This window comes from Bacteroidales bacterium (assembly GCA_035299085.1).
GTDB lineage: Bacteria > Bacteroidota > Bacteroidia > Bacteroidales > UBA10428 > UBA5072.
Genome location: DATGXG010000048.1, coordinates 202,294 through 216,454 on the forward strand (window position 1 = coordinate 202,294; position 14,161 = coordinate 216,454).

At 42.1% G+C, this 14,161-nt stretch carries 16 protein-coding genes; 7 read left to right on the forward strand and 9 right to left on the reverse strand.

Annotated features, from left to right (window positions below):
- The first annotated feature begins 2 nt into the window (after nucleotides 1–2).
- The 7 genes from fabG to VK179_16655 all read left to right on the forward strand — a co-directional run bounded on the left by fabG (nucleotide 3) and on the right by VK179_16655 (nucleotide 7,494).
- Nucleotides 3–731: a 3-oxoacyl-ACP reductase FabG gene (gene fabG / locus VK179_16625; protein ID HLO60378.1), complete on the forward strand. Its 729-nt coding sequence runs from the start codon at nucleotides 3–5 to the stop codon at nucleotides 729–731.
- Between the two features lie 19 nt (nucleotides 732–750).
- Complete coding sequence (locus VK179_16630; GenBank protein HLO60379.1) at nucleotides 751–1,971, forward strand: beta-ketoacyl-[acyl-carrier-protein] synthase family protein; 1,221 nt, start codon at nucleotides 751–753, stop codon at nucleotides 1,969–1,971.
- A 3-nt stretch (nucleotides 1,972–1,974) separates the two neighbouring features.
- Nucleotides 1,975–2,223 carry a phosphopantetheine-binding protein gene (locus VK179_16635; GenBank protein HLO60380.1) on the forward strand — a complete coding sequence of 83 codons (249 nt, stop codon included), beginning with the start codon at nucleotides 1,975–1,977 and terminating at the stop codon, nucleotides 2,221–2,223.
- Between the two features lie 5 nt (nucleotides 2,224–2,228).
- Nucleotides 2,229–3,131 carry a hypothetical protein gene (locus VK179_16640; protein HLO60381.1) on the forward strand — a complete coding sequence of 301 codons (903 nt, stop codon included), beginning with the start codon at nucleotides 2,229–2,231 and terminating at the stop codon, nucleotides 3,129–3,131.
- The gene (locus tag VK179_16645; GenBank protein ID HLO60382.1) at nucleotides 3,128–3,544 is read left to right on the forward strand and encodes a hypothetical protein; all 417 of its coding nucleotides are present in this window, start codon (nucleotides 3,128–3,130) and stop codon (nucleotides 3,542–3,544) included. The genes VK179_16640 and VK179_16645 overlap by 4 nt, the downstream gene beginning before the upstream one ends.
- A gap of 159 nt (nucleotides 3,545–3,703) precedes the next feature.
- Nucleotides 3,704–5,572, forward strand: coding sequence for a hypothetical protein (locus tag VK179_16650; GenBank protein ID HLO60383.1), 1,869 nt, complete (start codon nucleotides 3,704–3,706; stop codon nucleotides 5,570–5,572).
- A gap of 2 nt (nucleotides 5,573–5,574) precedes the next feature.
- Nucleotides 5,575–7,494, forward strand: coding sequence for a DUF3857 domain-containing protein (locus VK179_16655; GenBank protein HLO60384.1), 1,920 nt, complete (start codon nucleotides 5,575–5,577; stop codon nucleotides 7,492–7,494).
- On the opposite strand, the gene VK179_16660 is transcribed toward VK179_16655, so the two are convergent.
- Genes VK179_16660 through VK179_16700 form a run of 9 tightly spaced genes read right to left on the reverse strand, consistent with a single transcriptional unit; the run spans nucleotide 7,495 to nucleotide 14,156 of the window.
- Nucleotides 7,495–7,872, reverse strand: a complete 378-nt coding sequence (locus VK179_16660) for a hypothetical protein (protein ID HLO60385.1) — start codon at nucleotides 7,870–7,872, stop codon at nucleotides 7,495–7,497.
- Between the two features lie 6 nt (nucleotides 7,873–7,878).
- A complete protein-coding gene (locus VK179_16665) occupies nucleotides 7,879–8,535 on the reverse strand; it encodes a hypothetical protein (GenBank protein ID HLO60386.1) in 657 nt (218 codons plus the stop codon).
- Entirely contained in the window at nucleotides 8,513–9,154 is a 642-nt protein-coding gene (locus tag VK179_16670; protein HLO60387.1) for an outer membrane lipoprotein carrier protein LolA, read from the reverse strand. The genes VK179_16665 and VK179_16670 overlap by 23 nt, the downstream gene beginning before the upstream one ends.
- Complete coding sequence (locus VK179_16675; protein HLO60388.1) at nucleotides 9,144–9,920, reverse strand: polysaccharide deacetylase family protein; 777 nt, start codon at nucleotides 9,918–9,920, stop codon at nucleotides 9,144–9,146. Before VK179_16675 ends, VK179_16670 begins: the two co-directional genes overlap by 11 nt.
- Nucleotides 9,914–10,921, reverse strand: coding sequence for a beta-ketoacyl synthase chain length factor (locus VK179_16680; protein ID HLO60389.1), 1,008 nt, complete (start codon nucleotides 10,919–10,921; stop codon nucleotides 9,914–9,916). The genes VK179_16675 and VK179_16680 overlap by 7 nt, the downstream gene beginning before the upstream one ends.
- A gap of 1 nt (nucleotide 10,922) precedes the next feature.
- Entirely contained in the window at nucleotides 10,923–12,119 is a 1,197-nt protein-coding gene (locus VK179_16685) for a beta-ketoacyl-[acyl-carrier-protein] synthase family protein (protein HLO60390.1), read from the reverse strand.
- 9 nt (nucleotides 12,120–12,128) lie between these two features.
- Entirely contained in the window at nucleotides 12,129–12,386 is a 258-nt protein-coding gene (locus VK179_16690) for a phosphopantetheine-binding protein (protein ID HLO60391.1), read from the reverse strand.
- Between the two features lies 1 nt (nucleotide 12,387).
- Complete coding sequence (locus tag VK179_16695; GenBank protein HLO60392.1) at nucleotides 12,388–13,029, reverse strand: hypothetical protein; 642 nt, start codon at nucleotides 13,027–13,029, stop codon at nucleotides 12,388–12,390.
- Nucleotides 13,026–14,156 carry a beta-ketoacyl synthase N-terminal-like domain-containing protein gene (locus VK179_16700; GenBank protein HLO60393.1) on the reverse strand — a complete coding sequence of 377 codons (1,131 nt, stop codon included), beginning with the start codon at nucleotides 14,154–14,156 and terminating at the stop codon, nucleotides 13,026–13,028. The genes VK179_16695 and VK179_16700 overlap by 4 nt, the downstream gene beginning before the upstream one ends.
- Nucleotides 14,157–14,161 lie beyond the last annotated feature (5 nt).

A 14,161-nucleotide genomic window follows, 5' to 3' on the forward strand; every position in this document is an offset into this window, starting at 1 on the left:
TTATGAAATTTGCACTGGTAACAGGAGGATCGAGGGGAATTGGTAAGTCGGTATGCATAAAGCTGGCAGCCATGGGTTATCATGTGCTAATTAATTATGTGCGAAATACAGGAGAGGCACAGAACACTCTTGAGCTTATTAAAAACGAAGGCGGTGAAGGAACAATAATACAGTTTGATGTTACCGATGCCGCTGAAGTGGAAAAAGTACTGAGTGAATGGCAGCAAAAAAATCCGGACAGTTATATTGAAGTTCTTGTAAACAATGCCGGAATCAGGAAAGACACCCTGTTGATGTGGATGGAAAATAATCACTGGCAGGATGTGATGAACACTAATCTGAACGGCTTTTTTTATGTTACCCGGTTCGTTCTGAAAAACATGCTTGTGAATAAGTATGGAAGGATCGTGAACGTCGTTTCACTCTCAGGTTTAAAAGGTCTTCCCGGCCAGGTAAATTATTCCGCAGCCAAAGCGGGCGTTATTGGCGCCACAAAGGCACTGGCGCAGGAAATCGGCAAGAAAAAAGTCACCGTAAATGCGGTAGCGCCGGGTTTCATCAAGACTGATATGACAAAAGACCTGAATGAAAATGAATTGAAAAACCTTATACCACTCAACCGTTTTGGCCTGCCGGAAGAGGTTGCCGAAGTTGTTTGTTTTCTGGCATCTGAAAAGGCATCCTATATAACCGGCGAAGTCATTTCGGTAAATGGGGGATTATATACCTAACTATTGCTGTTTTTAATTTATGAACAGGGTTGTAATTACGGGCATAGGAATTTATTCTTCGATTGGCAAAAACCTGGCTGAGGTAAAGGAATCGCTTTACACAGGAAAATCAGGCATTGTGCTTGATGAAGAACGTAAATCCTATGGCTATCAGTCGGGATTAACCGGGAAGGTTGAACGTCCGAATCTTAAAGGTATACTTGACAGGCGTGCCCGCGTGTGTATGCCAGATCATGCAGAATATGCCTATGTTTCCACGGTTGAAGCAATTAAAAACGCAGGTCTTGAGGATCATTACTTTGAGAACAATGATGCCGGCATAATATTCGGGAATGACAGTTCCACCCCGTCAGTCATACAGAGCGCGGATGTGATAAGACAAAACAGGGATACTGCACTTGTAGGTTCAGGTGCCGTATTTCAGTCGATGAATTCTTCGGTTACCATGAATCTCTCGGTAATTTTCAAGCTTCGCGGTGTAAATTTCACATTAAGCGGAGCGTGTGCCAGCGGTTCACATGCTATAGGACTCGGCTTCCACATGATTCGTCACGGTTACCAGGACATGATTGTGTGCGGAGGATCACAGGAAGTGAATCTGTTTTGCGTTGGCAGTTTCGACGCACTTGGCGCCTTTTCCAAACAGGAAGCTGATCCTGCCAGGGCATCCAAACCTTTTGACCGTAAAAGAGACGGACTAGTGCCCAGCGGCGGAGCAGCCACCGTAATTCTCGAAAGCCTTGATCATGCCATTAAACGTGGCGCTCCCATTGTAGCTGAAGTAATCGGGTATGGTTTTTCCTCTGACGGCAAGCATATTTCAGTGCCTGATGTTGACGGTCCGATCCGTGCCATTTCCATGGCCCTGAAAGACGGGGATGTCAAACCTCAGATGATCGATTATATTAACGCCCATGCCACCTCTACACCCATCGGTGATCAGAACGAAGCCAGGGCTCTTGATTTTATTTTCGGAGATGTGAAGCCTCTTGTTTCATCCACAAAATCAATGACAGGTCATGAAATGTGGATGGCAGGAGCCAGCGAAGTGGTTTATTCAATACTCATGATGCAGAATTCATTTGTGGCTCCGAACATTAATTTTGAAGAACCGGATGAATTTACCGGAAAATTGAATATTGCCACCCAAACCACCCCGAAGGAAATCAACACGTTCCTTTCGAATTCATTTGGTTTTGGAGGTACAAACTCTTCATTAATTTTGAAAAAATACATCTAACATATGACAAAAGAAGAAATCGCCAGGATCATTAATACTTTTCTTATTGAAGAGTTTGAGATTGACGAAGCCAAGATAACTCCACAGTCACATCTTAAAGACGACCTGGGCCTTGAAAGCCTCGACTTTGTTGATATTGCCGTAATTGTTCAGAAAGAATTCGGTCTTACACTCAAAGGCGAGGAAATGACCGCGATCAGAACGCTCGATGATCTTTACGGATATATTTTTAACTGCGTAAACAAGAAATAGCCATTGTGGCATCATGGAAAGGTAAAACACGGGGCGGACTGACAGGTTACAGGATTTTTATTGCAATCCTGAAATACCTTGGTTTACCCGTGGCCTATTTCTTTCTCCGGTTTGTTGCCTTTTACTTTTTCGTCTTTGGCCCGCGCTCCTTCCGCAATATTTACTATTTCTACAATAAGCGGTTGGGATTCGGCTTTTTTAAATCCATTATAGCGGTATACCGCAATTACTATGTTTTCGGACAGGTAATCCTCGACAAAACTGCCGTCATGGGCGGTTTTGATCCTGAATTTACATTTGACTTCGAAGGCGAGGAATACCTCCGGCAAATGGTTTCGGAAAAGGCAGGCGGATTGCTTATCAGCGCGCATATCGGTAATTTTGAAATGGCGGGGCACCTTCTTGAAAGACTCGAAACACGGGTGAATGTCATTATGCTGGATGCCGAGCACAAAAGGATTAAAAAATACCTTTCTGAATTTACCCGGAAAAGCTTTCATATCATAGCTATTGGCGATGATAATGAACATATCTATGAGATCAGCGAAGCTCTCAAAAACAAAGAAATCGTTTGTATGCACGGCGACAGGTTTATGCCGGGCAGTAAAACCCTGACAGCCGATTTCCTCGGCTTGGAAGCGGAATTGCCCACAGGGCCTTTCTACCTGGCAATGAAATACGGCGTGCCGGTTTCATTCGTTTTTGCCATGAAAGAAACAAGCAAACATTATCATTTTTACGCAACCCCTCCCCGGTTTTACAGTCAGCAGAACACTCCGGCAGGCCGCAATGATATGCTGAAAACCATGCTGAATGATTATCTTGATGAAGCGGCGAAAAAAATACAGTTGTACCCCTATCAGTGGTTTAATTATTACGAATTTTGGAAGGTAAACAGGAAATCATGAGCCCGGTTGATTTTAATATAATTGATCTTATCCCCCAGCGTGAGCCAATGCAAATGATCGACAAATTGCTGGAAGCTGATGACCGCAGTGCAACCGGCATTCTGCTCATTAAGGAGAATAACCTCTTTGCAATGAATGGATTTCTGAGCGAATCAGCCATGGTTGAGTTCATAGCCCAAACAGCCGCTGCATTCACAGGTTATACTAACAAGGTTAAAAACCAGCCGGTGACTGAAGGTTATATAGGGGCTGTTAAAAACCTGGTTGTTCACTCCCTCCCTGCAATCGGGACGGAAATCACAAGTCGTATTGAAGTAGTTAATGAAATAGTGGGATTTACAATTATTAACGGATTTGTCAGGCATGAAGATCAACTTCTTGCTTCATGCGAAATGCGTATTCTGAGCGCTTAACAGGTACTTAGGGGGATTATTTCCGTATATATTTATGATATTGCATTGTGAAAAAAATTTTCATGTTGTGCAATGTTTTTTTTAGTTTTATAACTGACACCCCTGGTGATTATAATTTACTTCTTATGCCCTTGATGTTCACATCTAAAATCCCTTATTATGACAAAACTCCGTTATTTATTTACAGTTTGTTTAATTCTGTTTGTTGTTTCCGCTTATAGCCAGCCGGCGCCGGCCAGGTATGGAAAAATTGATATGGCCGATTTGGAAATGAAGACATATCCCCTTGACACTACGGCCGAGGCGGTAATCCTGTGTGATTATGGCGTATTTAATGACAATACATTCGATTTTACAAGACTTTTACGCATTAAGATACTCAAGAAGGAAGGTTCCTATGTTGTGAACAGGGCCTATCCTATAACAGGAACCGGTTCAATAAAAGGATGCACTTATAACCTCGTTAATGGGGAAATCGTCGAAAGCAAATTAAAATCCGAATCAATATTCAGGGAAACAATCAGGGACGATTATTATCGCTATCGTGTTACAATGCCTGATGTCAGAGCAGGATCTGTTGTTGAAATTCAATATACTTATCCTTATCTGCCTTATGAATGGTCATTCCAGGATGTAGTTCCGGTGCGATGGAGCGAATTAAGAATAGCCGGCTCCCCCATATTTACTTTCCAAAAAGTATTTTTTGGTTTTGAGCCTTTCTACATAAATGAACCAGGACGTTGGGCGACCAAAGACCTACCCGCTATGAGACCTGAACCCTTTGTTAATTCGATGAACAATTACATGAACCGGGTGGAGATCGAAGTTCAGAGTATTACTGTTCCCGGATATCTGCGTTATTTTACAACAAGCTGGGATGCCGTAAACCTGTATCTTGATCAACATAAATCATTCGGAATGGCAACTGCCATGGGTACATTCATGAACGATGTAACCCGAAATATAAAAAACCTGGATCTTTCACCCGAGAAAAAAATGAAAGCAGCCTGTGACAGTATCAAACGCAGAATTAAGTGGAATGAACAGGAAAGTCTGCTTTCTACGGCGGAACTTGCCTATTCATATAGAAAAGGATCCGGTAATTCAGCTGATATAAATCTTACTCTTGTTCAGTTACTTAAAAAGCTCGATTTTACAGCATTCCCGATTGCTTTAAGTACACGTGAAAACGGCATCCTGTCCCCGGCATTTCCCTCTATTAATAAGTTGAACTATGTAATTGCCGGTGTTAATTATAATGGCAAAACTTATCTTTTTGATGCCACTGATCGTTGCCTGCCTTCAGGAATGCTTCCCTTCAGGGCTCTTAACGGACGCGGTAGAATAATTAAAACCGATATGTCGGACTGGATTGATCTGACTCCGACAGCAGAGGAAAAACAATCAGTATATTTTGAAATGAAACTGGATGAAAATGGCGAGATGTCAGGTAAGGCAACCTATACTAAAACGGAATATGCAGGATATTACCTTAGGGATGCACTCAGAAAACACAATAGTCAGGATGAGTATATAAAAGAGAAGGAAAGTCAAAATCCGGGACTTATAATTAATTCCTTTTCCTTTGAAAACTTAGACAGCCTGCAAAAACCTGTTCAGGAAATTTACGATATGTCGATTACCGGTTTTGCTGATATAATAGGTGATATGATCAGTGTAAGCCCCATGTTATTTGAAAAATTAACCAGCAATCCGTTTAAAATGGAAAAAAGGAAATACCCCATCGATTACGGTCACCAGATTAAAAAGCGTTTCATTATAAATCTTACACTTCCTGATGGGTATGAAGTATCAGAAATTCCTTCTCCATTAGCATTGTCACTTCCTTCGAAATCCGCTCGCTTTACTTACAACACCATTGTAAATAATAACACAGTCCAAATGATATGCAATTTCGAAATTGCGAAAATAATATTTACAGAAAGCGAATATGACTTGGTGAAAGAATTCTACAACCAGGTTATTGCAAAGGAAGCGGAAGTTATAATGCTTAAAAAGAAAAATTAACCATGAGAAGGCAGTTATTTTCAGTTTTCGTATTCATTATGAGTGTTCAGCTTTCACATGCAGGTGATGATCTGAAATACCCGGTAGCAGAAATACCTGATAGTCTGAAAATGGATGCCAAATTGGTAAAAAGGAATGAAGAACAGACATTTGAAATAAAATCGGTTGGAAAAGGCATTTTAACAATGTCATATGCCTATACCATTATGAATGAAAACGGTCTGGAACAGGCCATGCTTATTGTTCCTTACTCTCAAAAACTCAACAGGGTACACAGCATTCATGGTGCAATCTATGATATTTCAGGTAAAAAGGTAGAAAGCCTGGTAGCGGACCGAGTGGTAGATCAGAGCCTCATAGCAGGTTACTCTTTATATGAGGATAGCAGGGTTAAATATTTCCGGCCAAAAACACTATCATATCCCTTTACGGTTGAATATACTTATGTGATTGAATTTGATGGTCTGATGCAGATACCTGAATGGGATCCGGTTAACTCTGCCAACGTTTCTGTAGAAAAAAGTATTTTCAGGATTATTTGTCCTCCATCCCTTACATTCCGTTATCTTGAAAAAAACCTGAAAATAAAGGCCGATATTGTTAATGGAGAATCCGGTACAATTTATGAATGGAAAATCACCGGCGTTCCGGCTTTTGTTACCGAGCCTTTTAGCGGTCCACATGAAAATTTCTCACCCATGGTTTATGTTGCACCTGATAATTTTGAACTCGAAGGATATGCAGGTAATATGTCCACTTGGTCAGATTATGGAAAGTGGGGTATTCTTGTGAATCAGGGAAGAGACCAGTTACCGGCAGAAACTGTTGCGCTGATAAAAGAAAAAACTAAGAATTGCTCCGATGATAAAGACAAAGCTCGTGTCATTTATGAGTATATGCAGGACAAAACACGTTACCTTAATATTTCTGTGGGTATAGGCGGCTGGCAGACACTTCCGGCTGAAACTATTGACAGACTTGGTTACGGCGATTGCAAAGCGCTTTCAAACTATACTATGTCTTTACTTGGGGCTGCAGGCATCAAGGCAGATTATGTATGGGTCAGAGCCGGTGAAAACGAAGTCAACCCTGATCCATCTTTTCCTATGGATTACTTCAATCATGAGATCCTTTGCATTCCCACGGAAAAAGATACGATCTGGCTCGAATGCACGAATCAGCATTTGCCTTTTGGTTTTATCGGTACTTTCACTGATGACCGAAAGGTACTGATGGTTACTGATGAAGGCGGAAAGCTTGTCAATACAAAAATTTATAACGCCGATGAGAATTGTTACAACAGGAAAATTACTATTACACTTGGTGAAACAGGTGATGTAAAACTAATCAGTTCTACAGATTATAGAGGTATCCAATATTACAACCATCTTAGTTTATTCCTGGCAGGTACAGAGGATAAAAAACGGAAAATTCTGGATGACATCAATATACCAGGCACAGATATCCTGAATTTTAAATATTCAGAAAATAAAAAAGCAATTCCTGTTATAAATGAATATCTTGAACTTGGTATAATGCGCTATGCAACGATTTCGGGATCCCGATTGCTTATGCCGCTTATAGCAATTGACCGGCAACGTGATGTTCCGAAAATAGTAAAAAACCGTAAATCCGATGTTATTATCAGAAGATCATCCATATCAACTGACACCATTGCTGTCCTGATCCCTGAAGGCTTTACAACTGAAGTCATGCCTGCAGAAATTAAAACCGAATCAAGATTTGGAAAGTATTCCCTAAAAGTTATGCCTGATAATAACAAAGCGTTGATATGTGTGAGGAGATTTGAGTTATCTAAAGGGACACACCCTGCTTCAACATATATTGAATTGGTAAATTTTTATAAAAAAATAGCTCTGGCAGACAACTCAAAGATAAGTTTCAAGCGAATACAGCAGTAATTATTTCCACCTGCGATACTCACCTTTAAACGTGCAGACGGTTTTTCCGGCGGCATTGACAGTGGCGCTGCAACTCAACCCGCCCGACTCATTTTCTTTTGCCGATAGGGTGAAAAGCATTGCCGGAGATAATACCGGGGAAACAAATCCAAGATATTTAATATTTCCGGCTTTCTCCAGTATCATTCCAGTGTTGAAGACTAATTCGAGGATCTCTTTTACAATCTGAACGGTACAAACACCCGGAAGGATCGGATTTCCGGGAAAATGTCCTGCAAATACCGGATGTTCAGGGTTAAGAGCTACTTCTGCAGTTATGTTTTCACGCAATGCATCCGGGTTGAGGGCTGTAACCGTATAGAGTTCATTCAAAAGCATAAAGCCTTATTCAATTATCCTGTTCAGGTTGATGGACAAATTTATTGTATAATGCTCAATATTTACCGAATCGATACCGGTAACCTCGTTACCGTAAAAAGTTGCATGTACCTTGTTTGAAAGTCCCCTGATTTGCCTGGCCTTAACGGGCTTGTCAATGCCTGGAGCCAGAACATAATAATTCTTTTTGCATCCCTGGCTGTATTTGTATACCGGGTAACCTGTTTTCTTTTCAGTTAACTTCACCGGGCTGTCATCGTTGTAGTTCATCAGAACCATTCCGATATCATTTTTCAGCGTCCGTATCAGTACTTTCCTGTTCATCGGATCCATGATATAATACACTTTCATGTCGCCCGAGGGGTAAAACTCAAAGTCCATAACCTTAAGTCCCATCTGGGTAATCATCACCACCCTGTCGGTATCCCGTCCTATCGGCTTAACAACAAGGATCCCGCTGAAGTGGTTCTTCATAACATCAACCCGTGTATTGAACAGAAACCGGGCTGAATCGGGCTGAAACCATGATTGTGGCTTATCAGACACTTCCGTACCGGTTGAATTCCGGTAGCCCGGGAAGAGGGCAACCGAGCAGGAAACATTGATTAACAGGACAGATAAAACAACGTACAGGCCTGTTTTATTTAAAACTGAATTTTTCAACCGGTACTTCGGTATTAATCTTCTTATTTGTAAAATCTATTTTGGTGTAATCGCCGCCCGATTCGATCATACGGATCCTTGTCACAGTCAGATCGGATTTAGCAAACCATATCTGCACTTCGTTCAGCATTTTCCGCATGGCTTCTGCTTTTGGCTTCAGGCTTACAAAAAAACTCCTGTCGTCTTCAAAATAACCTATTGCAAAATCCTTGTCATTCTTAAGTATATCACCCTGGATACAGCCGCTGATGAACTTGTTCATTTCCTGGAACATCTTGTTCGACTGGATATCATATTGTTTCTGATTCTGTTCTTCTTTAACAAAAATCTTGTTGTTGCTGATGATGATCAGGTATTTATAGGGTTGAAGGTATTCCCACCGGATGTTGTTTTCCTTTTTAAAAATGAAATGACCTTTTGAAACAATCGTATTTGCAAGGACGCTCAGGTTTTTTTCCTGCACAAAATCGCTTTCAATTGTGTTCACATTTTGAGACATGGCTTCCAGCTTTGCTTTAAAAGCCGGTACATCCTTTACCGGTGATGCAGGGGGTTGTTGGGCAATGACTGAAGCACAAGCCTGTAAAAGAAAAGCAACAATATATGATTTAATATGCATATGCCTGTAAATTTAAGATTTTATCAAGGCGGGTAACCACAAGATTCCTGTCTTTCAGTTCATCCAGGAACTGGTCCAGCATTTTTACATTCCACGGTTTAGTGTCGTGTAAAAGTACAATATCTCCTGATTTCACCTTTTTATTCAGCCTTTTCAGAATAAGCGAATCATTTTCAATAACTGTATCATTTGATTTAAGGCTCCATCCGATAGAATAATAGTTCCTGCGGTTAATTGCTTTTGCAAGCGGCGGGTTAGTTACACCGTAAGGAGGTCTGAACATCTTTATTTTTTTCCCGATGACCGAGTAGACAATATTTTCAGTTTCTTTCATTTCTTCATTCATCCTTTGCCACGGGAACAGGTCAAAGAAAAAATGATGAGTATAGCTGTGGCTGCCTATAAGATGCCCTTCCCGATCCATTCTTTTCAACAGATCGGGATTAATCCCGGCCTTTTTTCCGATTATAAAAAAACAGGCTTTCACATTATGTTTTTTTAGGACATCCAGGATAAGCGGTGTTACCTGTGAATCGGGACCATCGTCAAAAGTTAGAGCAATTTGCCCTGATGTCCGGTTTCCTGTTGAAAATGATTTTATGTAGTAATCGGACCGTATTGATTTCGAACCCCAGGTCAACAGGCAGATAAAAGCAAAAATGATACCGGGATAGGCCCACCCGCTAACAGAAAAATAATAATCAAGCACTATAATGGCTGCCAGGGCAACCACAAAGAGTAACAATGTATTTCGGTAGTTCAGCATCTTTCAAGGAGAAACAGCGAATGATCAATTCCGCGCAAATGATTATACACTAATATACGGTTAATCTGCGGGGGAATATGAAACAGGCCTGACAGGTTATCTTTCAATAACACAGTAGCCAGATACAGGGCGAATGATGAAGCGGTATCATATTCTCCGCAGAACTTTTTAAAGGGAATGACTGGTTTGGCAGGAAATATATCATTAAGGACCCTGGAATATAACAAGTCCGTTTTCTGGTCTCCGTTATTGCCGGAGATCACCACATCAATGTCACACCGGGTAAGAGCCGCTTCATTCAGGAATTCCTTAACTCTTTCGGAAATGCTGTCTGCAGCTTCAGGCAAAAAGAAAGTATTCATATGCCTTAGTAAAACACCGGTTGACATATGCTTTTCCCCGGTGAGCATGAAGAAAGCAACCCCTTCACCGGGTATTGCTTTCCTCCAAAAACCCATGCGGCTTGTAATGGCGTATGAGGTTTCTGTAAGTTCGTCAAAGCCTCCGGCCAGTATATTCCGACCCGGATTTTCACTTAATTGCAACAGCGCATCTGTCATTGCACTTTCAAATGAAAATCCCCTATTGGTATAAGTAGAATTGTAACTATGACATTTAATGGCAAGGGCTATGGCCCCGGCCACTGTATTGTGTGTGGATTGAATAAAAGGTGTCGGATTCAGGAGTTTTTCATCATTGGTGTAAATGGAAGACAGGAACTTTTCGGTGTCTTCGAGGCAACCCAAACCCGTGCCGGCAATAATGGCATCAGGAGTGCTTACATCAGCCGATTTTAGGCACTTCAGAGCGGCGCAAACACCCATTTTAACAATACGACTCATCCGGCGGGCTACCATCGGATCAATATAATCGCGGTAAACCGGTTCAATGCATTTCAGGAACCGGGCTTCCGGAAATGACAGGATTTCCCCGGGGAAGCCCTCTTCAGAAAAAGTTTTCTGAGGCGAAATAACGGCAGTGCTGTGGATGTAGGCTTTCATATCAGGCTTCTGAAAAAATAAGGGAGGAATTATTTCCTCCGAATCCGAATGAATTGGACATTACATGGCTGATCCGTGTTCCTGTTGTGAATTCCCGGGCAGGTTCAAAGCCAAGCTCCTGCATTTTAGTATTGAAGTTCAGGTTAGGGAATATGCAATGGTTTTGGATGGCAAGAACACTGAATACGGCTTCTATACCGCCTGCTGCACCAAGTGTATGACCCGTATAGGATTTTGTGGAACTGCATGGAGGTATACCGGTTGAGAAAAGTCGCTCAATGGCAATCCCTTCTGAAAGGTCATTATTCTTTGTGCCGGTTCCGTGTGTATTGATGTACTGAATATCTGATGTTTGAATTCCTGCTGTCTGCAATGCTTTCTGCATGGCCAGGTATGCGCCGTTCCCGTCGGGTGATGAAGCCGTCTGATGATAGGCATCACAGGCATTGCCCCACCCTTTTACTACGGCCAGTACAGGCTTTGAACCTACAACCTCTTCAGATTCAAGGACAAGGAAACCTGAACCTTCTCCAAGGTTCAATCCGTTACGCGTGTCATCAAACGGACGGCATTGTTCACGGTCAAGGATCATCAGGCTGTTGAAACCGTTCAGGGTAAATTTCGTCAGTGAGTCGGTTCCACCGGCAATGACTCTTTTGGCTTTACCATGCTGAATCAGTCGCGCGCCCATCATAATGGCGTTAGCAGATGAAGAACAGGCAGTATTGATGGTAGATTGAAACCCGTTTATACCCAGGTTACGCGCTATGTCTTCGGTACCGGCTCCGCAATCGTGCCCTGCCGCCAGTTTAATTTTTCCTTTGTTGTGATTGAGCCTGAAGGTGTCATAGAAAACTTCAGTCCGATCCATACCACCAACAGTGGTTCCCGAGATGAGGGCCGTTTGTTCCAGGTCAGCATTGCTTAAAGCTGCCTGCCGTATAGCCTGTGTAACGGCTATCAGTCCCAGCAGGGCTGTCCTTGAATAATACCCGCGGATATCAGGATTTGCGAGGTTGTAAAGTTCTTCGTTTGATTTCTTAATTTCGCCTGCCGGAATCTCATCCTTGTAAATGGATTGGATCAAAGACAGATGCCCGATACCAGTCCGCTTTTCTGCAAGCGATTTCAATACTTCGGAAGAATTGCTTCCGGCAGCACAGATAATCCCTATCCCGGTAATGCAGACTTTAGGCACGATACAAGTTTAACCTTTGTTATTTGCCCTTATAAAATCAGCCATTGAACGCACTGATTTCAGTACCTTTTTTCCTTCATCAGCCGTTCCAAGTTTCAGGCCATATTTCTTTTCAAGCAAAACGATCAGTTCAAGGGCATCAATGGAATCAAGGCCCAGACCTTCAACAAACAGCGGTGCATTCTCATCGATATCATCAGGATTCATTTCAGTAAGATTCAACACTTCAATGATCTCCTGTTTAAGTTTTTTTATTAATTCGTCCATGTTAAATAGCCTGTGAGTAAATATTCCTGACATTTTCAGGGTCAAAAATAACAATTCCGCTGTTACCCGTATTTGATTTTTCAATCAAATACAATGCGGCATCATAATGATTTCCGTCTAGTTCGAGCCAGCCGCAAATACAGCTTTTCATAATGTCTTCGTCAAAAAGATCGGTTACATAGTCAACCAACTGTTTAAAATCAAAAGTCCTGCTTATGAAAAAAGCGCTTTCGCCAAAGAACTTATTCCGGATACAAATTTCGCCGATAACAATGTTAGCCAGGGTATAGACAAAAACAGAAGGACTTGGAAAATAGGCTGACCGGTCATTGATCGACTGCTGGTGGTTCCTGTCGGTTTCAATGGATGAACCGGCATTAAAGAGCAAAATGCCTGTTTCATCGCTTTTATACCTTGCATGGTAATCCCTTCCACCCAATAGCATTTCTGAAGCAAGGAAACCAAGTTTGCAGAGGAAATCCATTTTATGGAACTTAGGATAGTTCATATTGAAATTCCTGTAGATTTCAGGCAATAATGCTGCAACCTCAGTATTATGGCTTTCAAACAACAATTTGCCATCACGCGAAACCTTACCGTTTCGGATGATGCAGTTCCCGGTTATGTAGAGGTTGCTGCTCATGATCGTGAAATAAGTAATGATGCATTGCTTCCACCAAAGCCTGATGCAATTTTGAGCATAACACCTACCGGTTTATGAATGTTTTCAACGATCACGTTGATCGGGTTTGTCACTCCCGGGGTACTGAAACCATATGTTTTATACAGAATGCCTTCGCGCATCGAATTTATGCCGGCAATGGTTTCAATCAGCCCTGCTGCGCCCAGCGTATGCCCCCAGTATCCTTTAAGGCTGTTAACCGGGATATCGGCCATTCCGGCGCGGGTAAGTGCTATTGATTCCATCTCGTCGTTATACGGAGTAGCCGTTCCATGTGCAGAAACATAGCCAGGTCTTTTACCGGACTTTTTTAGCATGCGGTCGATGGCAATATAAAGTCCTTCCCCTGTACGGGACGGACCAGATATATGATTGGCATCGTTGGCAGTGAAGCCTGGATCTATAATGAGTCCGTCGTCTGAAAGATTTTTATCCCGCGTAATTACTAAAGTTCCGGCAGCCTCACCCAGTGAAAGTCCGTTTCTTTCGGCGTCAAAAGGTTTGCATGGCCCCTGGCAAAGTGACAAAAAAGAGTTAAATCCTGAAAGTACGAATTCGGTGACTATGTCGGCGCCGGTAATAATCACATGGTCAAACCGTCCTGACCTGATCATGCGGGCACCCGCAGAAATGGCGAGTACTCCTGAAATACAGGCGTTTGAAACAATAACGGGCTTATGTTTCAGATTAAAGAATTTCTGCAGGATTAAAGCAGTGTTCCAGAGGTACACTCTTGATTCTTCAAAGGGATTGCTTTTCAGGAGTCCGACATTCCCTTTTGTTGTGGAAAGGATGCACATAACCCTTTCGCCAGCAGGATCAATTTTATGGGAAGTAAGGGCATCCTTAACAGACCAGATTACAAATTTTTCAAATAAGGTAAAATCCGAAGATTTCCCCAGTATTGAAAATTCATCATCCAGCCTTTGCCGGTCAACCATGGAAGCCCAGAAAGGTGCCGGTGAAATGGTATCATTGGTGTGAAGCGCGATGCCCGTTTCGTTTGCCTTCAGCTTAACTGCATTCTCGCTGGTAGTAAATCCAAGAGACGAGATGATATTGTCCGATGCGATATAAACCTGTTCCAAAATAA